The organism is Actinocrispum wychmicini (assembly GCF_004345645.1).
Lineage (GTDB): Bacteria > Actinomycetota > Actinomycetes > Mycobacteriales > Pseudonocardiaceae > Kibdelosporangium > Kibdelosporangium wychmicini.
The window spans coordinates 286,091-312,286 of record NZ_SLWS01000011.1; the positions used below are offsets into that span (position 1 = coordinate 286,091).

A 26,196-nucleotide genomic window follows, 5' to 3' on the forward strand; every position below is an offset into this window, starting at 1 on the left:
GCACATCATGCCTGGTCAGCTCAGCTGGTGATGTCCTTTCTGGTGAACCGGCGGATCGCCAGCGCGCCGAAGACGGCCGCGTAGGTGACCGCGGAGAACGTGCCGCGGAGCATCTGGGACCAGTCGATGTCCGTGGAGATCAGGTCGGACCAGGAGAACGCGTAGTGCGTGGGCAGGTAGTCGCGCAGGTTGTCCAGTGCCGTGATCTGGTCGAGGATCTGGGACACGATCGCGACCAGCACGGTGCCGCCGACCGCGCCGAGCGGGGCGTCGGTGGAGGCGGAGAGGAACAGCGCGAGCGCGGCCACCCACAGCAGGTTCACGGCGATGTAGACGGTCGAGCCGGCGATCGCCAGGATGCCGTCGGAGAAGGAAACGGCGTCACCGGTGGGGCTCACGGCTTGGCCGGCGCCGTAGAAGATCACGCCGACGAGCAGGGACACCGCCGGCAGCACGACGATCGCGAGCAGCGACAGCAGGCCGGACGTGATCGCCTTCTGCCTGATCACGCGGTGTCGCGGGATGGGCATCGCGAGCAGGTACTTCAGGCTCGACCAGGAGGCTTCGCTGGCGATCGTGTCGCCGAAGAAGATGGCGACGATCATCGGCAGCAGGAACGAGCACGACACGAACAGCGCGGTCACCACGAAGTTCGGCGCGCTCGCGGTGGCCAGGTCGATGAAGCCGCCGGACCGGTTGTTGGGGTTGTTGGACCCGAGTTTGAAGGCGATCACCAGGATGAACGGCAGCAGCACCAGCAGGCCGAGAATGAGCTGGGTCCGCCGGCGGCGCAGTTGCCGGGCCAGTTCCACGCGCAGTCGCAGGGTCCGGCTCGCTTTGTAGCCGGCGACCGAACCGTCCGGCCGCACGGCGATGTGCTCGTGGGACGCCACTTTCTCCATCTCGGCGATGGCGCCGGGATCGGTGTGGACGTTGTTCTCACTCACTTGCCATCACCTACAAGCTCAAGGAAGGCGTCTTCCAGGCGACGCCGTGGACCGGCCTGTTCGACCGAAACACCGGCTTGGACCAACGCGGTCAACGCGTCGGCGCGCGGTGTGCCGTCGAGATTGGCGTGCACCTGGGTCCCTTCGATCTCGACATCGGTGACACCGGGCAGTCCATTGAGGACCGTGGCGGCCTCGGCGGGCTGGTCCACCCGGAACGTCGCCTCGCCGCCGACCGCCGCGATGTCGGCGACCTCGCCGGCCGCGACCAGCTTGCCGCGGTGCATCACGACGACGTGGGTGCATGCCTGTTCCACCTCGGCGAGCAGGTGGCTGGACACGAGCACGGTCCGGCCGGTGGCCGCGTAGCGCTTCAGCACCTCACGCATCTGGTGGATCTGGGGCGGGTCGAGGCCGTTGGTGGGTTCGTCCAACACCAGCAGGTCCGGCAGGCCGAGCATGGCCTGCGCGATCGCCAGCCGCTGCCGCATGCCCTGGCTGTACGTGCGCACCCGGCGCCGGATGGCCGCGCCAAGGCCGGCGATCTCGATCGCCTCGGCGAAGTGCGCCTGCTCGTCCGGTCGGCCGGTGGCGGCCCAGTACAGCCGCAGGTTGGCCTCGCCGGACAGGTGCGGCAGGAACCCCGAACCCTCCACAAAGGACCCGATCCGGGACAGCACGGGCGCGCCCGAGTACACCCGGTGCCCGAAGACGCGGATCGTGCCGTCGGTGGGCCGGATCAGGCCCATCAGCATCCGCAGGGTGGTGGTCTTGCCGGCGCCGTTCGGCCCGAGCAGACCCAGCACCTGGCCCTGCTCCACCCGGAACGACAGGCTGTCGACCGCGCGCAACCCACCCGGGTACGACTTCGACAGGTCTTCGATCACCAACGGAACGCCCGCCAGCTCCGGGTCCAGGTCGTCGGCTCGCCGGCGGCGGAGCGCGAGCACAACCGCGGCGATCACGCACAGCCCGATCACCACGCCGATCCCGACGACCGCGAACATCGGCACCGGGTTCGCCGACCGCGCCCCGGGCACGACCGGGACCTGCAACGACGGATCGGCCAGGCCGACCGTGAACGCGGCAGGCTGCGAAGGCAGCGCGTACGCCTGGTCGGTCGACGCGATCGCGACCTCGATCCGGTGCTGGGACTCGATCGGCCGCACGATCCCCGGCAGCGCCACCGTGACGTCCGCGGGCAGCGAGGACACCCGGATTGGCGACACGAGCGACGACGGCAACGTCCGCGTCCCGTCCGAGCCGACGTCGTACAGCTTGGCGAACAACACCACGCCGTCCGGTGGCGTCGGCACGCCGGGCACCGCGTCCACGTGCAGCCGGATCGTGGACGACCCGCTGATCAGCAACTGGTTCGTCATGGTGTCGCTGGTGAACCTGGCCACCTGGCCGGGCAGGTCGATGGCGAGCCGACCGGCCGTGCGACTCGACCCGCCGATCACCGCGCCGAGGCCGGGCATGCTGCTGACCGACGACGGGTTGCCGCCCGGCGGGTTGATCACGACCTGCGGCTGTCCCCGCAACGGCACCGCCTGCCGGCTTGTCTGGTCGGCGCCGAGACCCGGGTACGTCGGCGCGGTCACGGTCCGGATCGACGGCGCCCCCTGTGCGCGCAACGCCCCCTGCACCGCGTACTCGAAGCCGGTGCCCGGGTCCTTGCCCTGACCACGTAGGTAGAAGTCGAACCAGTCGGCCATCTCCGTGCGGAGCGCCGGACCGGGCTTGCCGCCGTCGTGGCCGCCGGAGTACCAGACCACCTTCACCTTGCCACCGGCCTGGGTGATCTGGCGGGCGTTGGCGTCCGCCTGGTCCAGCGGGAACAGCGTGTCCACTTCGCCCTGGACGAGCATGGTCGGCTTGGTGATCCGGCTGGTCACCGCGGCCGGCGACAGGGACTTCAAGAGATCGACGGTCTGCTGGCTGGCCCGTCCGGTGGTGGCCATCTCGGTGTACGCCGCGCAGATCTCCGGGGTGAACCGCCCACACGGCCCTGGCGGCGCGCCACGGGACGGCGAGCTTTGCGGGGCGGCGTCGATTGGGTTGGGCGCGGGGGCGTTCTGGTCCCGTTGGATGGTCCCGGCCTCGGCGGCGTCCGCGCTCGGGTCCGCGAAACCCGCGCCGCCCATGCCCGCGGCGAACAGGATGCCCGCCCACGAACGTTTGAACACGCCGTCCGGCGAACCCGCGCCCGCGGACGGCGTCCCGGGCAGCGCGTCGGTGGTCGCGAAATTGGGGATCAGAGCCTGGGAAAGGTCGTTATAGGTGATCACAGGCGCGAGCGCGTCCACCCGCGGGTCGTTGCCCGCGAGCAGCAATGAGATCGCGCCGCCGTAGGAACCGCCGGTCACGCCGACGCGCGGATCGCCAGGGGCGTCCAGCTGGACCTCGGGCCGGTTGGCCAGCCAGGTGACCAACTGCTTGGCGTCCTCCACCTCGTAGTCACGGGCGTTCAGTCCGATCTGCCCGGAGCTGCGCCCGAACCCGCGGGCCGACCACGTGAGCACCACGAAGCCGCGCCCGGCCAGCTCACGGGCGTCGCTGACCACGCTGGCCTTGCTGCCGCCGAAGCCGTGCGCGAGCAGGACGGCCGGCGCCGGTGTCCGTTCCGGCAGGAAAAGGGTGGTGTCGAGCTGGGTGTCCTGGTCACGGTTCGGGCCGTCCTTGACCACGATCGTCCGGTCCTCGGCGCTGACCACCGGACCGCTCGAGGACCACGGGCGGACCCAGATCAGCGCTCCGGCCACCACAATGGCTGCGACCAGCGCGAACGCCAGCCAACGGAACCGGGTCTTCGGCATTCGGGGCACCCTCGAACCGTATTGGAGGTTTGCTGAGAAGTCGCTGTGGGTATGTGAGCAACCTCAACCTGCCCCCAACTGGTGCGATGGCCGTCGAACATGGACAATGGAGGTGCGTGGAGGGGAGTATTCCTTCGCGGCGGTGTCGTCAACACGGCTTGAAGACCGCTGGTCAGCGGATCGAGGCCCGGTGCCGTCGGCCGCCCGAGAGGGCGGCGGAAGAGACCTCCGGTGGACGGCTATTGCCCGCTTACCGGAGGTTGTTCGATGATTGTGCCCGTGTGGTTGTGGATCGCGACCGTGGCGGGGCTGTTGATCCTGCTCGCCATCGACCTCGTGATCGTCGATCGCAAGCCGCACGAGGTCACCATCGCCGAGGCGGCCCGCTGGGTCGTGTTCTACGTGGCGTGTGCCGTGGTGTTCGGGCTCGGCCTGTGGTTCTTCGCCGGTGGGCGGCCCGCCGGCGAGTTCTTCGCGGGCTACATCACGGAGTACTCGCTGTCGATCGACAACCTGTTCATCTTCCTGGTGGTGATGGCGGCCTTCAAGGTCCCCAAGATCCACCAGCACAAGGTGCTGCTCATCGGGATCGTGCTCGCGCTGGCCATGCGCAGCGTGTTCATCCTGCTCGGCGCCGCGGTCGTCGCGAACTTCAGCTGGGTCTTCTACCTGTTCGGCGTGTTCCTCATCTACACCGCGTGGACGTTCCTGCGCACCAAGCACGAGGACAACGACGAGGAGTACAAGGAGAACGCGCTCACCCGGATGGCCCGCAAGATCCTGCCGGTCACCGACAAGTACCACGGCGCGAAGTCGTTCGTGAGGATCGACGGCAAGCGGCTGGTCACGCCGATGTTCCTGGTGATGGTCGCGATCGGCACCGCGGACCTGCTGTTCGCGGTCGACTCGATCCCGGCGATCTTCGGCCTGACCAAGGAGGCGTTCCTGGTCTTCAGCGCGAACGCGTTCGCCCTGATGGGCCTGCGGCAGCTGTACTTCCTCCTGGGCGGCCTGCTGCGCAAGCTGGTGTACCTGCCGATCGGCCTGGCCTTCATCCTCGCGTTCATCGGTGTGAAGCTGGTGCTGGAGGCGTTGCACTCCAACGAGTTGCCGTTCATCAACTCGGGCGACCCGATCGGCGTGTGGGTGCCGAGCATCGCGGTGTCGCTCGGTGTGATCGTCACGGTCCTGGCGATCACCACCGTCGCCAGCCTGGTCAAGACCCGCCGGGTGGCCGCCAGGGAGCAGAAGGCGGCCGTGTAGGCCACCGGAAAAGTCGACCAAAGAGTGGTCGTGAGCATGGCTAAGGGTCGGGTAGCTTCAGACGGGTGCGCCCTGAGGACATCGAGCTGCTCATCACTCCGGACACTGTGACCTTGCGGGGTGAGTTGCTGCTGGTGGCGGCGGCGCACCCGGCTTTGGACACGAACGACTACCCCAGCCGGCTGCGGCGGGTGGCGCTGGACGGTTCGGGCGACCGACCCTGGTCCCACGGACACGCCGACACCGCCCCGGCGATCTCCCCGGACGGCCGGTGGGTGGCGTTCCTGCGGGTCACCAAGCCAGGGGAACAGCCGCAGGTGTACGTGCAGCCGACGGACGGCGGCGACGCGCGCGCGTTGACTGATCTGCCGTTAGGTGCGCAAGCTCCGGTGTGGTCCCCTGACTCACAGCGGATCGCTTTCACCGCAAGGATTCCCGAGCCCGGCCGGGACACGCCGGGCGTCGAGCCGGCGGCCGAGTCGGTCCGCCGGATCGTCCGGGTGGACTACCGGTGGGACGACCTCGGCTACTGCGGCGACCGGCGCCTGCGCCTGTACGTCGTCGACCTGACCGGATCGGCTGTCGAGTTGACGGATGGCGGGTGCGACGTCGGAACTCCGGCGTGGACAGCGGACAACCGGCTGGTCTTCGCCGCGGCCCGGGACTGGGGCGCGGTCGAGACGGTCAATCGGGACATTTACGTGATCCCGGCGGGCGGCGGTGAACCTGAGGTCCTGGTACGCACCCAAGGGGACGCCTCCTTCCTCGCGGTCGACGCTTCGAACGTCGTGTACCAGGGGCGCGAACTGGCCGAGTCGTCGAGTATCGCCGCGGTCAACACCGGCCTGTGGGTGGCGCCGCTCGACGGGTCCGCGCCGCCGCGCCGGGTGACCGACGTGGAAACCGTGGACTGTGAGGACATCACGCCGGTCATCGCCGGCGACGACGTGTACTTCACGGTCCGCAGCCGCGGTGCCGTGGAGCTGCGCCGGGTGTCGCTTCGGGATTCGGCGGTTGTGTTGGCGGACATGGCTTTGCTGGCCGGCGAACGGGCCAGGGTGAAAAGCTTCGCGGTGGACGGCTCCCGGGTCGTGGCCGTTGTGTCCACTCCGGACAGTGCCGGTGACGTCGTGCTGTGCGGCGGGCAACGGCTGACGGACTTCTCCGCGCCGCTGCGCGCCAGCGGGGTCCATGAGGTGCGGGAGATCGTCGGGACTTCGCCGGATGGATACTCCAGCCACGGCTGGGTCGTGTTGCCTTCGGGCGACGGGCCGCATCCAGTGCTGCTGCACATCCACGGCGGGCCGTTCATGTACCACGGCTGGGGTTTCTTCGACGAGGCCCAGGTGTACGCGTCCGCCGGGTACGCGGTCGTGGTCGCCAACCCACGTGGCTCGACGGGCTACGGCCAGTCCCACGGAAAAGCGATCGTGCACGCCCTCGGCACAGTGGACGTGGACGACCTGTTGTCCGTGCTGGACAAAGCCCTGGAACTGCCCGAGTGCGACCCCACCCGGGTCGGTGTGATGGGCGGGTCCTACGGCGGCTTCATGACCAGCTGGCTGGCGGCTCATCACAGCCGGCGGTTCCGGGCGGCGTGGAGCGAGCGCGCGGTGAACGCCTGGGACTCCTTCGCTGGGACCTCCGACATCGGCTGGTATTTCGCGGAGGCGTACGTCGGCGCCGACCCTGAGGTGCAGCGGAAGAAGAGTCCTCTTACGTACGCGGATCTGATTCGGATCCCGTTCATGATCGCGCACTCGGAGAACGACTTCCGCTGTCCCGTGGAACAGGCCCAACGGATGTTCGCCGCTTTGCGGCGTCAGAAGGCTCCGGTGGAGATGCTCCTCTTTCCGGGGGAGGGGCATGAACTGACTCGTTCTGGGCGGCCTCGGCATCGTCGGGAACGGTTTGACGCTGTTTTGGAGTGGTGGGGGCGGTATTTATAGCTCTTTTTTGGGCGGCTGGAAAGATTTTCCGCTCGCCGCTACGGCAGGCCGCCAAGAGGGAGCCCTTGTCCTGGGTATTGCTGGTTGGTTGGGTTGTTTGGTCGTGGCGCCTCCCTCCCGTGTGGCCTGCCCAAGGGAATCACATCTGGCACGTGGTGTCCGGCCTGGGTTTCGGTCCGTAGGGCTCCCGCTTTTTGCTGGGTTTCGTGGGCGGACCGGACGCTTTTGGTGGGTTCGGACACCACGTGCAGGACGAACTCGACTTCTTGGTCCGCATCCGCGTGTGGGGCGACGACAAATACGAACTCGCCAACTTCACGGACGATGAGCCGGTACCGGCGATCACCACGCTGGCGACTCAGCAACAGAGCCAGCGAGTCTCATCGCCAACCTGGGAGCACGATCTTCGGACCGAGCTGCAGGCCGCCCGTGTTGCCCACCACGACATCAAGGTGCCCTCGGCCAGATGCGGGTGCGGGAGGACAAGGTCGCGTTGGCGAAACTGCTGTGGCCGGTGCTCCAGTCGGAGTGTGAAGCTGAATATGCCCAGCGGCACCATTACTACGCCTGTACTGAAGCTCGTACTTGAAGTTCGCCAAATAGTGGCCAGACTGAATGGCATTTTTGCCCTGATGGGGCCGACCTAGCTCAGAAGATCGCCGATGCCTGGACTAAAGGTAGTTTGCTTTCAAACTACCACGCAAGGAATAGTCAGGGTACACCCCCGGCGCACCCTGACCATCCCACCGCCTACCCTCTACGCCTCATGCCCCACACACCCGCTGCACTCCACCAACACGGTGTCATCCACCGCCATCCCCGCCAGCCGCAAGAGCGCTTCTCCGAGATGCACGGCTTCGGCAGGGAGCAGCGTCAGCTGCTGCCTGCCAGATGGTCGTTCGCCCACCACTACCTGGGGCACTCGTTCCCGAAACCGTTGCTCCAAGTAGATCTCCAGCTCCTTGGGCAGCACGACCGGTACGGTCGTGCCATTGCCGCCATCCATTGCAACAACTGTCGGCACTTCCATCGACAGCGCCACAAAACACATCCATTCACTGGACATGTGTTCTGGACAATCCGGATGGTTGCCATCGCACCAGGCCGGACACGGTTCTTCGGCCCAGGACAACAGCACCTTGGTGTGGTGGTCAACCGGTGGTTCGACAACGTGCAGCGTCAGTGTGTCCGTCATGGGGTTGTTCCTCTCACAGTTTCATGTGTTTCTTGTCCGGTGCCCGCCATCCCAAGCCAAATCCGCAACCACTCATTGGCCCGGATCCAGGCCAGATCGGCCAATTCCAGGTTGGATGCAAGGCTGGCGGCAGATACTTCCGCCCAGCAACAAGCCCAGCACAAGGCCACTTGACCCAATTGCTCGGTTCCCACCGCCGCCAAGACTTCGGCAGCCCGCACTCGCACCTCAAAGGCTTCCCGGACGTAGACTGCTTCCCAATCTGGGCGAAAGCCGGGCGACAGCATGGCAAACCCTCACCGCCGCCAAGCCCGATCCTGTCGCCGCCAGCGCCAGACTGCGAACCGAGCTTTCCATCCAGATTTCGCCCAGAGCCAGCGAACCAGCACGACGGCCCACAACCCCACGGCCAGGGAGACAAGCAGCCAGAAGGAAAGGTCAGGCACGGGTGGTCTCCGTTCGCAGAACACCAGCAGCGAACCGCGGTTGGTTGCGTGACATCACCAACTCCTCAAGGGAATGCCTGGCGGGCAAAGGTTTTCTCTCGGGTGGCGCTCGACTCAGGGGAGGCAGTGTGGCCCGAACCGAGCGCCAAACGGGACGCTAAGCCGTGTTGGCTGCCCGACCCTGTACAAACTGTGCAACTTCGTGGGACTCGGACTCAGCTTCCCCGGATACGCTGAAGTAGCCCGAGTAGATGTCGCAGCTACCACAGGCTTGGAGCAAGACATGGACTACGAGGAGCAACAGCGGCACCGAACCGCCGAAGTGGTGCTGTACTGGATGCGCCGACGGGGCCTCACCCGCCAAGTCTTTGCCGACCGCATGGGTCGTTCACTCAGTTGGGTGGACAAGATTCGCAACGGTGACCGCCAGCTGGACCGGTTGTCAGTCCTGCGGCAGATCGCCAGCGTGTTGGACGTCAGCCTGGCGACGCTCATCGAGCCGGCGCAGATCGACCAGGCCAAGCGTTGTCCGGACGACCGCGAGGTTGCAGCCATTCGTGCCGCCCTGGCCCGCTACGACGTCACGACCAACATCTTCCGCCCGAACGGTGATGTCCTACCGGAACCAAACCTTGCCACCTTGGAACGCCTGGTGCGTTACGGCTGGATGGCCTTCCAAGCTGCCAACTACCAAGCGATTGGCGAACTACTGCCGAACCTCATCCGCGACGCCCAAGCGTCGGTCTGGCAGCTGGACGGCGTACCGCAGACGACAGCCCGAACCTGGTTGGCCTGGACCTACCAACTGACGGCCGCAACGGCCTTCAAGCTGGGTGACGCGCAGCTTGGCTGGATGGCCGCGGACCGCAGCATCCAGCTTGCCGAGCAAACCGAAGATCCGACGCTCATTGGGAGTGCGGCGCGGCGGGTGGCCTACGCCCTGATTGCCACCGGCCAAAGCGCCCAGGCCGTCCAGCTCGTACGGGCTGCCGCCGACCGCTTGTCGCCGCATCTCACAGCTAACGATCCAGCCTTTGTGTCCTGCTACGGCATGTTGCTGCTCAAGGGCTCGATTGCAGCAGCCCGACTGCACCAAGCAGCAGAGGTCCGCGACTTGCAAGCCGAAGCCCTGACCGTTGCCGAACGGCTCGGGGTAGACCGCAACGAGAACTGGACGGCGTTTGGCGCTACCAACGTCCGGGTCCACAAAATAGCTGCGCTGGCCGACATGCAGGCTGGCGGCTTGGTCATTGAAGCCGCCCAGGCCATCCCCTCCGGTGATCTGCTCCGGTTGCCACGTGAACGTCGGGCCAGTTACTTGCTGGACGTTACCCGCGGTTACTTGCAATGGGGCAAACGTGACGCCGCCGCCGTCACCTTGCTGGATGCCGACCAACTGGCACCGGAAGAAGTCCGCTGTCGACAGTTGACGCGGCAGATTCTTGCGGATTTGGTGCGCAGTTATCCGCGTGGACTGCATCCGCCAACTCCGCTTGCGAACATTGCCCGCGCTGTGGGAGTCGCGGTATGACCGAAAATACGCCCGAACGCGTGCTGTACGTGATTACCTGCGCTACGCCAGCCGCTCGCAAAGTTGGCACGCTTGTTGACTTGGCCCAGCAGCGTGGCTGGACCGTCTGTGTTATTGCCACGCCGCAAGCGCTGAAGTTCATTGATGCGGTCGCCTTGGAACAGCAAACCGGTTACCCAGTCCGATCGGAGTACAAAGACCCCGGCACGCCGGACGTTTTGCCGCCGGCCAGTGCCATATTGGTTGGTGGGGCGAGTTTCAATACCTTGAACAAGTGGGCGGCCGGGATTGCCGATACCTTGGCCCTCGGGCTCCTGACCGAAGGCATTGGGCTGGGAATACCCTTGGTTGCCCTGCCTTTCTTGAATGCCGCCCAAGCCGCGCATCCGGCTTTTGGGCGCAGTGTCAAGGAACTCCGGGAGGCTGACGTGCGGGTGCTCCTGGGGCCAGGCGGGTACGAGCCGCATGTGCCGCACCACGGCTCGAAGAACTTGGCGGATTATCCGTGGGGGGTGGGGTTGGCGGCGGTAGAACGGATTGCTGCTGACAGCTAGTTGGAAACAGTCAGCTCGGCGGTGTGTAGATTGTTAGGCCCCGAGAAGAAAAGTTGCACTCCGGCGTGCCCCGTCAGGCAGAGCAAGGATATCTAGGCGATCAACTGCGAGGACTTTCACAGCGCGAACGGCAACGTCGAGTGCCTCTTGGCAAAGTGGATATTCATCGGGCTCCAGCGTGCGCTCTAGGTCATCCTGTCCCGCAGGTATCTGTTCAGCGCCCACCGCGCGTTCCGCAAAGTTCTGGCGGGGATCTCTCCTGACTTGATCGAGCCGAGTAAGAACAAAACTCACAACGTCCTTGACTGAAGTATCACCAAGGTTGTCAGGTATCTGATCTCGAAACTGGGCGAGTTCCGCAAGAATAGCAGCCTGCTCGGCGCTGAGTTGAGTTTCGCCTGAGATCAACGAGGGAATGGAGTCGAGATCATTGCCAAGCAGGTAGGCGAGTAGCCTCGCGCCAATATCTTCTTCGAGCCAGGCCAAAATGGACCGATCAAACTCGGCACTCGTAGTTTCTGCTTCGTCGGTCATTGGCGTGCATCCCCTTGAATATAACTGCCTGCTACGAGCACATCGTCTCACGGGAAGTTTGCTTAGCTCGGAACGACGCGCCGGTGGGAGAAGCTTTCTGTACTGGTGGTAAGGTAATGAGCACCAAAGCCGCGCCGGCAGACGAATCCCTCTACATACTCGCCGCCGTACTCGACGGAAACGCCGCCAGATTTGCCCAGTCCTCTATTGCCGCTGAAAGCATCTTCTTGACGCGCGTCTTGGTCTCGGTCAATGCCAGTTCGATGAAGCATTGGCATCGACTGAGGTCTCGACCGTCAGCCAGGCACAGCAGAATGCCCGTGACCTGAACGCCCCGAGCCACTGCCACCAGCTTGGCATCCCAGGGCAACGGGAGGCGCGCGGCGAGTTCCTGGACGAGTTTCTGCTCAACCTTGCCTGCTCCCAGACGTGACATGATCCATTTCACGAGCGAACCCAAGAGATTGTGAAGTTTCTGCTTGCCCGACAGGATGGAGTTCGCGAGATCAGCGAGTACCTTGCAATGCTTGGTCCGTCGACTGCCAAACAGTGCCCGCCAGGTTTCCTTGGTGACGTAGTTCGTTGCGCGGCTCGCAACTGTCTCCTGCCAGCCGTCGGTCAGGATCTCGCGGCACAGCTCGGTGGCCTCGTCGATGCGCTTCTGCCGCCGTCGCGCCTGCGCGGCTTCCCGTGTCGAGTGAGCCGACGTCGGCCGTGTCGGAGCCGTGCTGTGTTGCCGCCCCATCGCGCGGGTCGACGTCGTTGTCGATCTCTTCTGCCGTTGCGCCTTGGGATGCCGCGGGCCGGCTTCGGGTTGCCCTCTGTGGAGTTGACAGCGTTGCCCAGCTTTGGCCACGCGGTTCTGACAGAGTGTGTTGGTCTTGGTGCGGGCGCGGCAACGAGGCATCTGTTGAGTGTCAAACAGCAGGGAGATCGACAGCATCCGCTATCCAGGTGCGTTGGACAAAAGATCTTTTTGACACGCCCACGGGCAGGCGACTGCAGGACAGCCCGTTTACGGCGAGCACCACCACACGTCGCGAACTGTGGTGAAGTCATTTCTCTGCCTCAACTCGGTCGCTGATGTAGGTGGTCAAATCGCGCTCGCTTAGGATGCTCGCAGGAGACGCCGGCGAATCGGCACCGCAGGAACAGGAGCTACGCATGGGCAACCATGAGCGTCACAAAGCCCAGGTTCGCCATTATGTTGAGTCGATAGTTGGTAATTGTTCGCTGATGGTGAGGGTGGGCAATTGTTTTCGGTTCGCTCGCCTGTGTGGGAGCTTTGTTCGGAATTTTTAGCTGAGGAGGGTGTAGTTCAGGTCTTCGCAGATTCGGCCTAGGGGGAGGTCCAGGCCTGGGTGGTCCAGGGGGAGGAGCATGTCCGGGGCCGGGGGGATCGCTGTTCCTGATGGGGGATCGAAGAGGCAGATCGCTGGTTCTCCGCCGTCCATTGAGGACCTGTACCAGACTCCGTCGAGGTCTGGGTGGGCCGAGCGGATGGCGCGGGCCCAGGTTTGGGTGACTGCTTTGGCTCCGCTGCTGATTTCTTGGGAGGCGCCTGCTCTGGTGGGCCAGAGGCCGGCCAGGTCGAGGAGACGGAGGGTGCGTTGGGGGCGGAAGACCACGAGGTGGGGACGGCGGGTTGTTCTGTCCACTATGGAGGTGGACTGGAAGACTTCGGCGATGCTGGTGCGCACCGAGAGGCCGAAGTACAGCACGCCGTTGCCGGGGCTGTCCGCCGGCCGTCCTTCCGGACCGGGTGGGTGTGGGTCGAACCGGCCGTGGGGGAGGGGGCCGGTGTAGCGGAAGGAGTTCCAGCGTTGTCTGTGGGCGCCGCCCGCTGCGAAGACGCGGACAAGACGGGTGGCTGTGTGCACGGCGACGATGTCCTCGTCGATCCGCAGCAGCGATTTCAGCGCAGCCGGGGGCGGCGGCTGGGGTAGCCGGGACATACGTTGAGACTTAGCGTGTCGTCCGATCTCTGTGTTACGCGGGGGTGCCTAGGACGGCCGCGAGCGCGGCGACCCGGTCCGGGTCTCCGCCGGCGAGCAGCCACTGGCGTGGGGTGCCGGGGGCGCCGCCGATCTGCAGGTCTTCTTGCGGGGTGGTCATGAACGCGGCCACCACCAGCGGCGGCTGGTCGTTGGGCAGGGCGGCCAGGACGATCTCCAGGCCGGGCAGCACGCCGGAGCCGGTGAACTGCCAGGCCGGCAGCCGCCAGCCACCGCGGTCCTTCCAGCCCACCAGTCGGCCGGCGGCGAGGCGGTGCCGGACACGGCTGGTGTCCACCTTGAGCGTGTCAGCCGCGTCGGACACGGTCAGTGCCGAGTCCCGCAGCACCGCCTGCGCGGCCACGGCACGGGCCCGTGAGTCCGGTTCGTGGGGCTGGCGGGGGCGCAGGTCAAGGCCCACTTCGGTGAGCGTCTCCCGCTGGTCGGCGGAGAAGTACTCGGCCGGGTTGGGGTTCGGCGGGGACAGCCGTCTGGCCGCGTCCTCCACCAGGCCGAGGAACTCGTCCGGGCTGGATCGAAGGCCCGCTTTGGCCAGAACCGTCTCCAACGCGATGCTCATTCGCCTAGAGTAGCGCGCGTGTGCGGGTTCGTGCGCCTTTGTGAATGTTTTCACGAAAAAGACTACAAATCGCACATAGTCCAACACTGTGCGTACAGGCCTCACCCACTATGCCCGCCGAAGTACGGTATGTCCATGCTCATCAGGGTCGACGTGCTCGAGCGGATCCAGCGGGGCGAGGTGACGCTCGCGTTCCGCAGATGGCGCAAACCCACGGTCCGTGCTGGTGGGACTCTACGAACGCTGGTCGGCGTGCTCGCGATCGACGCGGTCGACCGAATCGACCCGGACGCCGTCACCGCCGACGAGGCCATGCGTGCCGGGTACCCCGATCTCGCGGCGCTCAAAGCCACGCTGTCCACCCGCGACGGCGACGTCTACCGGATCGCGCTCCGCTTTGTCGGCGAGGACCCGCGGATCTCCCTGCGCTCGTCGGTCCCGTCCGACGACGAGATGGAAGAGATCCGCGCCAGACTGCGCCAAATGGACGAACGCAGTCCCCATGGTCCGTGGACCCGACAGGTTCTCCACATGATCGCGGCCAAGCCCGGTGCGCGCGCCTCAGACCTCGCGGCCGAGCTCGGCCGGGAGACGCGGACGTTCAAAGCGGACGTTCGCAAGCTCAAGGAACTGGGCCTGACCGAAAGCCTGCAGATCGGATACCAGCTGTCCGCACGCGGCCATGCGGTCGTCAGCTGACGGCGGAGACAGATAACAACCGATCAGTCATTCATCGCGTCGAACCTTGACATGTGCGCGCGGCCGACCCTAGCGTCTCGGGTAATCGTTTACTGAAGCCGGTCGGCGAGGTGCGGATGGACAGTGTCGTCCTGGTGGAGTTGGCCGCGATCAGCAAGTCCTACGGAGGGGTCAGGGCGTGCCGGAACGTTGACTTCGCCGTACGGGCGGGCGAGGTGCACGCGCTGCTCGGCGAGAACGGCGCGGGCAAGTCGACCCTGATGCGGGTGCTGTCCGGCGACCTCGCCGACTACGAGGGCACTGTCACGGTCGACGGCCAACCGGTCCGGTTCCACGGACCGGCCGACGCCCAACGCGCCGGCATCGCCATGATCCACCAGGAGCTCGACCTGGTCCCCGGCCTCTCGGTGGCGGACAACATCTTCCTCGGCCGCGAGCCACGCACCCGGCTGCGCACCCTGGACCGCCGCGCCATGCTCAGGGAGACGCGGAACCTGTTGCGCCGCACCGGAATCGACCTGGATCCCCGGCGGCCGGTCGGTGACCTGCGGACCGGTGAGCAGCAACTGGTCAGCATCGCCAAAGCGCTGTCGCTCGACGCCAAGGTCCTGATCATGGACGAGCCCACGTCGGCGCTGTCGGTGGCCGAGGTGGACCGGATGTTCACGGTGATCACCGAGCTCAGGCGGGCCGGCGCCGGGATCGTCTACATCTCCCACCGGATGGACGAGATCGGCCGGATCGCCGACCGCGCGACGGTCTTGCGCAACGGGTCCGTGGTGGCCCAGTTCGACGCCAGGGAGATGACCGCCGAGGGGGCCGCCGAGGCCATGATCGGCCGGCCGGTGCAGACCATGTTCGCGCACGACCCGGCCGCCCAGGGCGCCACCCTGCTCGAGGTCGACGGCCTGGTGGTGCCCCGGCACCGGTCCGGCCGCCGCGACCCGGCCGGGATCAGCCTGACCGTCCGGCACGGCGAGATCGTCGGGCTGGCCGGCCTGCTCGGATCGGGCCGTACGGAGCTGTTGGAGACGCTGTTCGGCGCGGGCGGCTCGTGGCGTGGGTCGATCCGCCTCGACGGGAAACCGATCCGGCCCCGCAGCCCCCGGCACGCGGTCCGGCTCGGCCTGGCGTTCGTTCCCGAGGACCGCCGGATCTCCGGGCTCGCGCTCGACCACTCGGTGCTGGCCAACACCGTTCTGTCGATTGTGGACAGAATCGCGCGGTTCGGGGTGGTCTCCCGGCGCCAGGAGATGTCCGAGACCACGCGGATGGTGCACGACCTGCGGGTGAAGCTCGGCTCGGTGCGTGACCCGGTCAGCGCCCTGTCCGGCGGGAACCAGCAGAAGGTCGTGTTCGGCCGGATGCTGCTGACCGAGCCGAGCCTGTTGCTGCTCGACGAACCCACGCGCGGGGTGGACGTCGGCGCGAAGGCCGAGATCTACCAGCTGCTCGGCCGGCTCGCCGAGGGCGGCATGGGGGTGCTGCTGGCGTCCTCGGAACTGGCCGAGCTGGTGGGGGTCTGCGACCGGGTGATCGTCCTGCGCGGCGGCCAGAACGTGGCCGAGCTGCCGACCGCGCACGCCGGGGAAGCGGAGTTGCTGGCCGCGTCGATGGGAGAGGTGGTTCCGCTGTGACAGCTGAGGTGGTAGGCGTCCGCCGGCACACCATCCGGACCACGGTCTTCCGCTTCCAGAGCCTGTTCGGGCTGGTGGCGGTGTTCGTGGCGGCGATCCTGTTCTCGCCGAGCCGCAACGGCGAACTCGTCTTCCTCTCCAGCGGCAACCTGTTCAACGTCGTCCGCGCCATCTCCGAGAAGGGGATCATCGCGGTCGGCATGACGTTCGTGATTCTCATCGGCGGCATCGACCTGTCGGTCGGCGCGGTCCTCGGGCTCACCGCGGTCGCGTCGGCCGACCTGATGGTGAACAACGACTGGGGTGTCGTGCCCACGGTCCTGCTGGTGCTGGTCGTGGGCCTGGTTTTCGGCCTGCTGCAAGGTGTCGCGTCCACCGCGTTCCGGATCCAGGCGTTCATCGTCACCCTCGCCGGCCTGCAGATCGCGCGCGGCCTGGCCCGGATCTGGTCCGGCGGGCAGGGCATCGCCATCTCGTACGGCACCGACCCCGGCGAGGCCCCGGTCGCGTTCTCGCTGCTGGGCGAGCGGACGTTCAACGGCCTGGTCCCGATTCCTGCGCTGATCTTCGTCGTCATCGCGGTGTTGGCGACGTTGTTCCTGCGGAGCAGCGCCTTCTCCAGACACGTGTACGCCATTGGCGGCAACGAGAAGGCCGCGCGCCTGTCCGGTATCCCGGTGACCAAGGTCAAGATCATCGTCTTCGGGATCTGCGGACTGCTGACCGCGCTGGCCGGGATCATCCACGCCGGGCAGCTCAACCAGGGCAGCCCCAACGACGGCCTCGGCTACGAGCTGGACGCCATCGCGGCGGTGGTGATCGGCGGCACGAGCCTGGCCGGCGGCCGGGGATCGGTCGGCGGCACGGTCGCCGGCGCCCTGCTCATCGGGGTGCTGAACAACATCCTGTCCCTCAACGGGGTCAACAGCGACATCCAGTTGCTCATCACGGGATTCGTCATCGTGGTCGTGGCCGGGCTGCAACGGCTCCGGCCGGCGGCCTGACTGGAGGGAACATGTCATCGCTGCGTAGCGGCACCATCCTGCTCGCCGCCTGTGTCGTGCTCACGGCCTGCGGCACCACCTCCGAGAACAGCGGCGGTGGTGGCGGGCAGACCACCGGCGCGTCCACGAAATGCAAGGGCACGGGCGGGAAGTACGTCATCGGCATGAGCCAGGCCAACGTCGCCGAGCCCTACCGGCAACGGATGGACGACGACATCAAGGCGGCCGCCAAGGGTGTGCCGCAGTTCGAGGTCCGGTTCACCGACGCCCAACAGGACAACGCGCGTCAGGTGTCCGATGTGGAGAACTTTGTCACCCAGCAGATCGACCTGCTGATCATCAGCCCGAACGAGGCGAAGCCGCTGACCGCGGTGGTGAAGTCCGCCTACGACAAGGGTATCCCGGTGCTCGTGCTGGACCGCAAGGTGGAGGGCGACGCGTACACCGAGTGGATCGGCGCGGACAACACCGAGATCGGCCGGCAGGCGGGCAAGTACGTGGCCGAGAAACTGCTGCCTTCCGGCGGAAAGATCGCTGAGATCCGCGGCCTGGCCGGGTCGACCCCGGCCCAGGAACGCGGGGACGGCTTCCGGGACGCCATCAAGGGCAAGAACATCGACATCGCGGTCAGCCAGGACGGCGACTGGCTGCGCGACAAGGGCCAGGAGAAGGCGGACGCCATCCTGAAGTCCAATCCGGACGTCCAGGTGATCTACGCGCACAACGACCCGATGGCCGAAGGCGCCTACCTGGCCGCGAAGGCCGCCGGCAAGCAGGACAGCCTGAAGTTCATCGGCATCGACGCCCTGCCGATCCCGTCCGGCGGGATCAAGGCCGTGGAGGCGGGGCGGCTGTCCGCCACCTTCGTCTACCCGACCGCGGGCAAGGAGGCGGTGGCCGCGGCCAAGCAGATCCTCGTCGACTGCCAGCAGGTGCCGAAGACGCAGACGCTGCAAACCCAGTTGATCACCAAGGAGAACGCCACGGAGGTGTACGCGAAAGCCAACGGCGGCTGAGAACCCCAGCGCGCCACAACAGAACATGAGGAGGCCAGGATGCGTATTCGATCCCTGCTCGCATCCACCGTAGTCCCTGTCCTCGTCATCGCGTTCGCGCCCGGCGCGGCCTCGGCCGCGCCGCGGCTGGCGGACACCGGTGACAAGGGTCCGATCGGATGGCAGGTCTATCGCGATCTCAACCAGTTGTCCCGGTTGAGACCAGGCGCGATCATGCGCCAGTTCTCCAGTTTCGACCGTACCGGCGGAAACGACGACGGTTTCAACGGTACCTATTCGTGCCTGCGGACCACAGCGACCGGCTGTGTGATCGCGGAACGGACCGGCGCGGGCCAGATCGACTCGATGTGGTTCACCCGCGACTTCGGGTCGATGGTCAACAACGGCCGGATCAAGATCGAACTGGACGGCACGGTCGTGCTCGACCAGTTGCTGCAGGACGTGGTCAACGGCAAGCTCGGCGCGCCGTTCGTGTGGCCGTTGGTGGGCAACGGCGAGGACACGTCCGGTGGTTCGGTGATCAAGGTCCCGATGCCGTACCGCGAGTCGATGCGGGTGACCATCCAGGCCAACCCGCGCTTCTACCACGTCGACTACCGGTCCTTTTCGGACGCTGACGGCGTGCGGACCTTCGATCCGACGGACAAGGCGCTCGACGTGATCGCCAAGTTGCGCGGCTACGGGATCCGCGACCCGAAGCAGAATGTCGCGGCCAACCGGCTCCCGGTCGTCAATGCCACTGTCGCGGCCGGCAGGTCCCGCAAGATCGCCACCACGAGCGGATCCGGGTACATCAGCCAACTGCGCGTGCGGATCCCGCAGATCGCGGCCAGTCCGCGGGTCGGCGACGACGGCCGGGCGTTCGCGGTCGGCGGCTCGTCCACCTTCAAGGTCGCCGTCGATCCGGCCAACCAGGGTGTGCGGCTGACCCGCCGGTACGACCCGGAGATCGGCCACCAACGAGCCAGGGTGTCAGTCGACGGCACCCAGATCGGCTTCTGGGACAGTGGCGCGCCGCTGCCCAACGGCCAGTGGCGGGACCAGTCCATGCCCGTCCCGGCCTCGCTGACCGCGGGCAAGTCCTCGGTGACCGTACTGAACGAGTACATCGCGTCCGATTTGGACGTCAACGAGTTCCGCTTCGACGTGCACAGCAACGTCGACGGCGACTGGCGGCGGACGGATGTCGTCGACGTCGGCCCGAACCACCCAGGTGACGAACAGGCGCACGGCTACGCCATCAAAGGCATGAGCTGGCAGGGCTACCGCGTGTTCCGCTACCCGGTCGACGCGGCCACGGTCACCCAGTCCGACAGTTTGCTCACCGGTGTCCGGCTGGTGATCTCGTTCGACGGGAAGACCACTGTGGACGCCCCGCTCGGCGAGTTCTTCGGCTCGGGGCTGGGCGAGTACGACACCCGGACCCTGATGTCGGCCATGGACCACGCGCAGGACGGTTGGTACACCTCGTGGTGGCCGATGCCGTACAGCTCGAACGCGACCGTGGTGCTGGTCAACGAGAGCGGTGTGGCGCTCGGTGACCTGACCGTGGAGACCGACCAGGTCGACGACCCGTCGGTCGGGCCGGCGCTGAGGTCGGGCAAGATCGGCTACTTCCACGCGACCCGTCAGTCCGGGCACACCGTGACCGGCAAGGACTACACGTTCCTCGACACGGCCGGCAGCGGAGTGTTCTACGGGGTCACGCACACCATGCGCGGCGACATCCCCAACGGGAACATGCGCCTGTACCTCGAAGGCGACGAGCGCGTGTACACCGACGGCGCCGCGTCCCCGATCCAGTACGGCACCGGAACCGAGGACTTCTACGAAGCCGGCTGGTACTTCCGCGACGGGACCACGTACTCCATGCCGCTCGCGGGCAACCCTTCGTGGGAACTCAACGCGGACGGCTGCGTCAACGACTGCACCGGCGCGTACCGGATGATGCTCGGCGATGCCGTTTCGTTCTCGTCAAACCTGCGTTTCGACATCCAGCACGGCCCGGTGGACGACGCGCCCGCGACCTACAGCTCCACGGCGTTCTGGTACGGCCAGCCGACCGTCGCCCTCACCGAGACCGACATGGTCGACGTGACGGACGACGCCAGCCGCACCGCCCACACCTACCAGGCGACCGGGGAAACCCGCGGCACGTTGTCGTCGACTTTCGAAGGCAAGGACGACAAGGTCACGGTGGCCCGGGGCGTGGCGTCGACGACCGGGCCGATCACGTTCACCGCCAAGCTCGGACCGGACGGCACGGGCGCGCGCCTGCTGCGGATGGGCGACCAGTCCGTGGCGTACCAGCGGGCGACGGTAGTGGTCGACGGAGTCCAGGCCGGTGAGTGGGTCCAGCCGTTGGGCAACGCTTCGTCGAAGTGGCTGGAGGATTCGTTCGACCTGCCGCAGAGTCTGGTGGCGGGCAAGACAAGCGTGACCGTCCAGCTCGTGCCGACGTCGCCGCCGGCCTGGTCGGCGGCCCGATACCGGGTGCTCACCAGGACTTAGTGTCTGGCTGTGTTTGATTGCCTCGCTCCGCTCGGGCGGGCTTGGTCGCCTTCAGCCGGACTGTGCCCATAGCCGACCCCTACGGGGCCGCCCACCCCCACCGGTCCACCCCGCCCCACGCGGCCGACATCTTCGCTCGGACCGGCTTCCGCTGTGCTCGGGGCGATGCCGGGCGTGTTGCGGGGCGTAAATGACCGGCGCGACCAAGCCGTCAGTGCTTTGTCGAACTGCCTCGTGGGATCAAGGTGGCGCTCAACGTGGTCGTGGTCGGGACCCTGGTTCCGTCCGTGATCCGGTCCAGCAGGAGTTGGGCGGCCACCGTCCCGATCTCGTAGGCGGGCTGGGACACCACGGAGAGAGGAGGGTTCACCAGCGGCGCCCATGGCGCGTCGTCGAACGCGACCACGCCGACGTCCTTGCCTGACTTCAGGCCCAGTTCGGTCAAAGCGGCCAACACGCCGATCGCCATCGTGCTGTTCGCGACGAGCAGGGCGTCCGGGCGTTCGTCCTGGCTGAGCAGGTCGACAGTGGCCTGATGGGCGCCGTCCGACCGGTACTCGGTGCGGCGGACCAGCTTGGCCGAGTACTTGCGGCGCGCGGCGCGCAGCGCGTCCCGGTATCCGGCGAGCCGGTCGTCGGCGGTCCGGATGCCGGCCGGGCCGGTCACGCAGCCGACGTGGTGGTAGCCCTGCGTGATCAGGTGCGCGGTCGCCTCCTTGGCCGCCTGCCGGGTGTCCACCAGGACGGTGTCGTTGTCCGCCGCGACGTCGGGTAGCGGCCGGTCCACCGCGACCATCGGCATGCCGCGGTCGGTCAACAGGTCCACATTGGTCGACGCGCCGGTGGTGGACAGGACCACGCCGGCGACCCGTTCCTGGATGGCGACGTCGATGTACCGCCGCTCCTTGTCCGGGTTCTCGTCCGAATTGCACAGCACCACCGAGTAGCCGACGGCGTGGGCCACGTCCTCCACGCCGCGGGCGATGCTGGTGAAGAACGGGTTCTCCACGTCCGAGATGATCAGGGCGAGCACCGCGGTCTCCTGGCGGCGCAGGTTGCGGGCCGGGCCGTTGGGCTGGTAGCCCAGTTCGGCGGCGGCGTCGAGCACCCGGCTGACCAGGTTGGGGTCCACTGTGGACTTCCCGTTCAGCGCCCTTGACACGGTCGCGGTGGAGACACCGGCCTTCGTCGCCACGTCGTTGATGGTCGCCACACGGCCTCACTCTGCGAAACGATGGCGGCACTCAGCGAGGCCGCCACGATGTTGACACTGCTCGATCCCCAGAATAGCGTGATGAGTAATCGATTACTCGGTTCGAGGGGCAGGGTCGCCCGAAAGAGCTGGAGGAACCGTGGCACGGATCGGCGTGATCAGTGTTTCCGACGGTCGGGACTACGTACACAGCGGCATCGCCGAGCACATTCGGACCACCGAGGACAAGCTGGTCGCCGAGCTGGCGGCGGCCGGCCACACCGTGGTCCGGGGCTCGGCGCCGGTCAGCACCAACTCGCTGGCCACGTCCGTGGCCCGCGAGATCGAGGCGGCCGGGGTCGACCTGACCGTGCTGCACTACGCGGTGTGGGCGTTCCCGCACTTCACGATGCTCGCGGCCGGCGCGATCCGGGGGCCGTTGCTGCTGTTGTCCAACATCGATCCGGTCCAGCCCGGGATGGTCGGCATGCTGGCCGCGGGCGGCGCGCTCGACCAGATAGGACGCGCCCACACGCGGCTGTGGGGCGAGCCCGCGGCGGTGGCCGGCGCGATCGGCGTGCACGCGGCCGCCGCGGCGGCGGTGGCCCGGTTGCGTGGCAGCACGTTCGGCCGGATCGGTGGCCGGCCGATGGGGATGAACACCGCGGTCGCCAACACCGACCAGTGGCAGCGGCTGTTCGGCGTCGACGTGGAGGAGATCGACCAGTGGGAGATCGTCCGCCGCGCCGAGGCCGCCCCGGCCGACGAGAAGGCGAAGGCCCGTGAGTGGCTGGAGCGGCACGCGCACGTCCACTACGACGGGAACAAGCTCACCCCGGCGCTGTTGGAGCGTCAGATCGGCTCGTACCTGGCGATGCGGGAGCTGATCGACGAGTGGAACCTGGACTTCACCGGTATCAAGGGCCAGCCCGAGCTGACCCAGTACTTCGCCACCATGGACATCGCCGAGGCGTTCCTGAACGACCCCTACGACTGGAACGGCCCGAAGGAACCGCACGTGTGCGCCACCGAGGCGGACATGGACGGCGCACTGACCATGCAGTTGTTCAAGCACATCGCGGCGACCCCGGTACTGTTCGCCGACGTGCGGCACTACCACGGCGACCGGGACATCTGGGACCTGTGCAACTCGGGCCAGCACGCCACCTGGTACGCGGCCCGCAGCGACGACCCGGCCGAGAACCTGGCCAAGGTGCACCTCTACCCCGAGGTGTTCTTCTTCCCGGCCGGCGGCGCCTCCGTGCACCACCTCGCGGCGCCGGGCGAGATGACGCTCGGCCGGCTGACCCGCAAGGACGGCCAGTACCGGATGCAACTGATGCTCGGCTCGTTCGAGACGTACTCGGACGAGGTCAACCAGGAGCTGATGGCGCAGTCGACGCCGGAGTGGCCGCACGCGTTCGCCCGGCTGGACGCGCCGGCGGACGTGTTCCTGTCCCGCTTCGGCGCCAACCACATCCACGCGGTCCCCGGCGACCACCGCGCCACGGTCCGCGCGGCGTGCGAACTGCTGGGGATCACGCTCGACGAGTTCACCCGAGGATGACGTCCTTGTACATCGGCATTGATATCGGCACGTCCAGCTCGAAAGGCGTGCTGGTCCGTCCTAACGGGACGATCGCGGCCCGGTTCGAGCGGCCGCACGAGGTCGCCACACCGCATCCGGGCTGGGTCGAGCACGACCCGGTCAGCGTGTGGTGGATGGATTTCGTGGCGATCGCCCGGGCCCTTGTCGACGCGGCCGACGGCCCCATCACCGCGCTTGGGGTCAGCGGGATCGGCCCGTGCCTGCTGCCCGCGTCCTTCGACGGCGCCCCGCTGCGCCCGGCCATTCTGTACGGAGTGGACACTCGCGCGTCGGTCGAGATCGCCGAGATGACAGCGGAGTTCGGCGCGGACGCGATCCTGTCCCGCGGTGGGACGCCGTTGTCCAGCCAGGCGGTGGGTCCGAAGCTGCGCTGGCTGGCCCGGCACGAGCCGGAGGTGTTCGCCCGGACCGAGATGCTCCTGATGGCCAGCTCCTACCTGGTGTTCCGGCTGACCGGCCGGTACGTGCTGGACCACCACTCGGCCAGCCAGTGCGACCCCATGTACGACCTGCATACCGCCACCTGGGCCACGGACTGGTGCGCCCGGATCGCGCCGAACCTGCGGCTGCCGGACCTGCACTGGCCGACCGAGATCGTCGGCACGGTGACCGCGGCGGCGGCCGTCGAAACCGGTCTGCCCCGAGGACTGCCGGTGACCGCGGGGACAGTCGACGCGTGGGCCGAGGCGACCAGCGTCGGCGTCACCGCGCCGGGCGACGTGATGGTCATGTACGGCACCACGATGTTCGTGATCCAGGGCCTGACCGACCCGACGCCGCACCCTGGCCTGTGGGTGACCCGAGGGGTGCTGCCCGACTCGTACTCGTTGGCCGCCGGCATGGCCACCTCGGGGGCGGTGACTGACTGGCTACGGCGCTTGTTCGCCGGTGATTTCGCCACCTTGGTGGCGCGCGCCTCGGAAGTCCCGCCGGGCAGCCGAGGACTGTTGATGCTGCCGTACTTCGCCGGTGAGCGAACACCGATTTTTGACACGAATGCCCGAGGACTCGTCGCCGGTCTGACGCTCAGTCACGGCCAACCCGAGCTCTACCGGGCGGCTCTTGAGGCGACCGCCTACGGACTGCGGCACAACCTGGAGGCGATGCGCGAGTCCGGCGGCATTCCGAAGCGGGTCGTGGCGGTCGGCGGCGGTACCCAGGGCGGCCTGTGGACCCAGATCGTCTCGGACGTCGCCGGAATCGACCAGCAGATCCCCACCGAGACCATCGGCGCCTCGCTCGGTGACGCCTTGCTGGCGGCCATCGCCACCGGCGCCACCGTGACCGCGGCCGAATGGAACCCGATCGCCCAGACCGTCACGCCGATCCCGGCGAACACCGCGAGGTACGACAAGTACTACGGCCACTACCGAAACCTTTACCCGGCGACCCGGGACACCATGCACTTCCTCGCCGAACAACAGCGGTCCTCGGGCTGACATCAGTGCAGATAACTCCACATAGGACACTCGGTGCCCGGCCGTTCCCGCCGTGGCGTCGAGGGGCCGCCGTGGGTGCCTCGGTGGGCGGCGTCGTCGTCCAGCACGAACTCCGGCCGGAGGTGCTCGGTGTCGTAGTACCGGTGGAACACCGGGGTCTGGGAACCGGACATCGGCGGGACGATCCAACTCCAGTCCGCCGGACAGGTCCGGCCCGCGCGTTGCTCCTTCGCCACGTGCTTCAGGAACCGGTCCGACTCGGTGTGGTGGTCGGTGATCGTGACCCCGGCCGCCGCGAACGAATGCAGCACCGCGCGGTTCAACTCCACCAGCGCACGGTCGCGCCACAACGTCGTTTCGCTGCTTGTGTCCAGCCCGAGTCTGCGGGCGACCTCGGGCAACAGGTTGTACCGTTCGGTGTCGGCGAGGTTCCGCGCGCCGATCTCCGTGCCCATGTACCAGCCGTTGAAGGGCGCGGCCGGGTAGGAGACGCCGCCGATCACCATGCGTATGTTGCTGATCGCCGGAACGGCGTGCCAGCGCAGGCCGAGTTCGGTGAGCCAGGGCAGTTCGGGGTGCGTGATGGGCACTTCCCGGACGGCGTCCGCCGGTAAGTCGTACAGCCGAGGGCCTTCCTCGGGCGTCTCGACCACCAGCGGGAGCACGTCGAACGCGCCGCGTGGCTCGGTGGGGCGCCAGCCCAAGGTGGTCACGCGGTCGGTGAAGCCCAGGTAACGGGGATCGCCCAGGACACCACCGTCTTCGGTGGGATAACCGGCGTACCGGATGAGTAGTTCGTTCCAGATCCGTGGCGCCGGCCGGTTCGGTGCCTCCGGGGCGAACACCGACATGAGCGGTCGGAGTTTGCCGCCGTTCCACGCCTGGCGTAAGTGCTGCACGCAGTGCTCGGCCACGTCATCCGCCGTACGGACCGCGCGCAGGTCACGGACGCGCAGGCTTCGCCAGTACAGCCGTCCGATGCAGCGCGCGCTGTTGCGCCACGCCACTTGCGCGCCGAACGTCAACTCCGCGGTGGTGTGGTGGTACGTGCCCGTCAGGTCGATCTCCGCCCGGACCCACGCGACCCGTCGGTCCGCGTCGCCCTCGTTCGGATGTTCCGTGTAGAAGAGCCGGAGGAAGTCCTCGGCGTCCGCGGGATCCACGGGTTCGGTCACCGGCGCAATCTAACCGTTATCAAAGTCGGCGGCAACGGATTCGGCCGGAGTCACCGTCTTGGGTATATGGCACCGACAGCGGGGTTACCGAGAGTTGACTGG

At 67.0% G+C, this 26,196-nt stretch carries 20 protein-coding genes; 11 read left to right on the plus strand and 9 right to left on the minus strand.

Features of this window, described 5'->3' with window-relative positions:
- Positions 1–20 precede the first annotated feature (20 nt).
- Positions 21–947, minus strand: a complete 927-nt coding sequence (locus EV192_RS40765; protein WP_243727384.1) for an ABC transporter permease — start codon at positions 945–947, stop codon at positions 21–23.
- Positions 944–3,766: an alpha/beta fold hydrolase gene (locus EV192_RS40770; RefSeq protein ID WP_132124079.1), complete on the minus strand. Its 2,823-nt coding sequence runs from the start codon at positions 3,764–3,766 to the stop codon at positions 944–946. Before EV192_RS40770 ends, EV192_RS40765 begins: the two co-directional genes overlap by 4 nt.
- A gap of 267 nt (positions 3,767–4,033) precedes the next feature.
- Here EV192_RS40770 and EV192_RS40775 point away from each other — a divergent pair, with 267 nt between their 5' ends.
- Together EV192_RS40775 and EV192_RS40780 are read left to right on the plus strand one after the other, a co-directional pair.
- The gene (locus EV192_RS40775; protein WP_132124080.1) at positions 4,034–5,029 is read left to right on the plus strand and encodes a TerC family protein; all 996 of its coding nucleotides are present in this window, start codon (positions 4,034–4,036) and stop codon (positions 5,027–5,029) included.
- A gap of 65 nt (positions 5,030–5,094) precedes the next feature.
- Entirely contained in the window at positions 5,095–6,978 is a 1,884-nt protein-coding gene (locus EV192_RS40780) for a S9 family peptidase (protein WP_132124081.1), read from the plus strand.
- Positions 6,979–7,735: 757 nt separating this feature from the next.
- Here the strand turns inward: EV192_RS40780 and EV192_RS40785 are convergent.
- The gene (locus EV192_RS40785) at positions 7,736–8,173 is read right to left on the minus strand and encodes a hypothetical protein (protein WP_132124082.1); all 438 of its coding nucleotides are present in this window, start codon (positions 8,171–8,173) and stop codon (positions 7,736–7,738) included.
- 729 nt (positions 8,174–8,902) lie between these two features.
- Here EV192_RS40785 and EV192_RS40790 point away from each other — a divergent pair.
- Both EV192_RS40790 and EV192_RS40795 read left to right on the plus strand, forming a co-directional pair.
- Complete coding sequence (locus EV192_RS40790) at positions 8,903–10,150, plus strand: helix-turn-helix domain-containing protein (protein ID WP_165960890.1); 1,248 nt, start codon at positions 8,903–8,905, stop codon at positions 10,148–10,150.
- Positions 10,147–10,704 (plus strand): flavoprotein, encoded by a 558-nt coding sequence (locus tag EV192_RS40795; protein ID WP_132124084.1) that lies wholly within the window; start codon positions 10,147–10,149, stop codon positions 10,702–10,704. Before EV192_RS40790 ends, EV192_RS40795 begins: the two co-directional genes overlap by 4 nt.
- Before the next feature lie 33 nt (positions 10,705–10,737).
- On the opposite strand, the gene EV192_RS40800 is transcribed toward EV192_RS40795, so the two are convergent.
- The 4 genes from EV192_RS40800 to EV192_RS40815 form a co-directional block, all read right to left on the minus strand.
- Positions 10,738–11,238, minus strand: coding sequence for a hypothetical protein (locus EV192_RS40800; protein WP_132124085.1), 501 nt, complete (start codon positions 11,236–11,238; stop codon positions 10,738–10,740).
- A 151-nt stretch (positions 11,239–11,389) separates the two neighbouring features.
- Positions 11,390–12,181 carry a hypothetical protein gene (locus EV192_RS40805; RefSeq protein WP_132124086.1) on the minus strand — a complete coding sequence of 264 codons (792 nt, stop codon included), beginning with the start codon at positions 12,179–12,181 and terminating at the stop codon, positions 11,390–11,392.
- Between the two features lie 355 nt (positions 12,182–12,536).
- Positions 12,537–13,193: an RES family NAD+ phosphorylase gene (locus EV192_RS40810; protein WP_132124087.1), complete on the minus strand. Its 657-nt coding sequence runs from the start codon at positions 13,191–13,193 to the stop codon at positions 12,537–12,539.
- Between the two features lie 34 nt (positions 13,194–13,227).
- Positions 13,228–13,812 (minus strand): DNA-binding protein, encoded by a 585-nt coding sequence (locus EV192_RS40815; RefSeq protein ID WP_132124088.1) that lies wholly within the window; start codon positions 13,810–13,812, stop codon positions 13,228–13,230.
- A 135-nt stretch (positions 13,813–13,947) separates the two neighbouring features.
- Between EV192_RS40815 and EV192_RS40820 the strand changes: the two genes are divergently transcribed.
- The 5 genes from EV192_RS40820 (at position 13,948) to EV192_RS40840 (ending at position 20,679) form a co-directional block, all read left to right on the plus strand.
- Positions 13,948–14,511, plus strand: a complete 564-nt coding sequence (locus EV192_RS40820) for a hypothetical protein (protein WP_132124089.1) — start codon at positions 13,948–13,950, stop codon at positions 14,509–14,511.
- A 116-nt stretch (positions 14,512–14,627) separates the two neighbouring features.
- Positions 14,628–16,148: a sugar ABC transporter ATP-binding protein gene (locus EV192_RS40825; protein WP_132124090.1), complete on the plus strand. Its 1,521-nt coding sequence runs from the start codon at positions 14,628–14,630 to the stop codon at positions 16,146–16,148.
- Positions 16,145–17,152 carry an ABC transporter permease gene (locus EV192_RS40830; RefSeq protein WP_132124091.1) on the plus strand — a complete coding sequence of 336 codons (1,008 nt, stop codon included), beginning with the start codon at positions 16,145–16,147 and terminating at the stop codon, positions 17,150–17,152. The genes EV192_RS40825 and EV192_RS40830 overlap by 4 nt, the downstream gene beginning before the upstream one ends.
- A gap of 11 nt (positions 17,153–17,163) precedes the next feature.
- Positions 17,164–18,168, plus strand: a complete 1,005-nt coding sequence (locus EV192_RS40835) for a substrate-binding domain-containing protein (RefSeq protein WP_132124092.1) — start codon at positions 17,164–17,166, stop codon at positions 18,166–18,168.
- 39 nt (positions 18,169–18,207) lie between these two features.
- The gene (locus EV192_RS40840; RefSeq protein ID WP_132124093.1) at positions 18,208–20,679 is read left to right on the plus strand and encodes a glycoside hydrolase family 172 protein; all 2,472 of its coding nucleotides are present in this window, start codon (positions 18,208–18,210) and stop codon (positions 20,677–20,679) included.
- Positions 20,680–20,890: 211 nt separating this feature from the next.
- Here EV192_RS40840 and EV192_RS40845 read toward each other — a convergent pair whose 3' ends face one another.
- Positions 20,891–21,892, minus strand: a complete 1,002-nt coding sequence (locus tag EV192_RS40845) for a LacI family DNA-binding transcriptional regulator (RefSeq protein ID WP_132124094.1) — start codon at positions 21,890–21,892, stop codon at positions 20,891–20,893.
- Positions 21,893–22,031: 139 nt separating this feature from the next.
- On the opposite strand from EV192_RS40845, the gene EV192_RS40850 reads away from it, so the two are divergent.
- Entirely contained in the window at positions 22,032–23,438 is a 1,407-nt protein-coding gene (locus EV192_RS40850) for an L-fucose/L-arabinose isomerase family protein (RefSeq protein WP_132124095.1), read from the plus strand.
- Complete coding sequence (locus tag EV192_RS40855; RefSeq protein ID WP_132124096.1) at positions 23,435–24,919, plus strand: FGGY-family carbohydrate kinase; 1,485 nt, start codon at positions 23,435–23,437, stop codon at positions 24,917–24,919. The genes EV192_RS40850 and EV192_RS40855 overlap by 4 nt, the downstream gene beginning before the upstream one ends.
- A 2-nt stretch (positions 24,920–24,921) precedes the next feature.
- On the opposite strand, the gene EV192_RS40860 is transcribed toward EV192_RS40855, so the two are convergent.
- Complete coding sequence (locus tag EV192_RS40860) at positions 24,922–26,103, minus strand: nitric oxide synthase oxygenase (RefSeq protein WP_132124097.1); 1,182 nt, start codon at positions 26,101–26,103, stop codon at positions 24,922–24,924.
- Positions 26,104–26,196 lie beyond the last annotated feature (93 nt).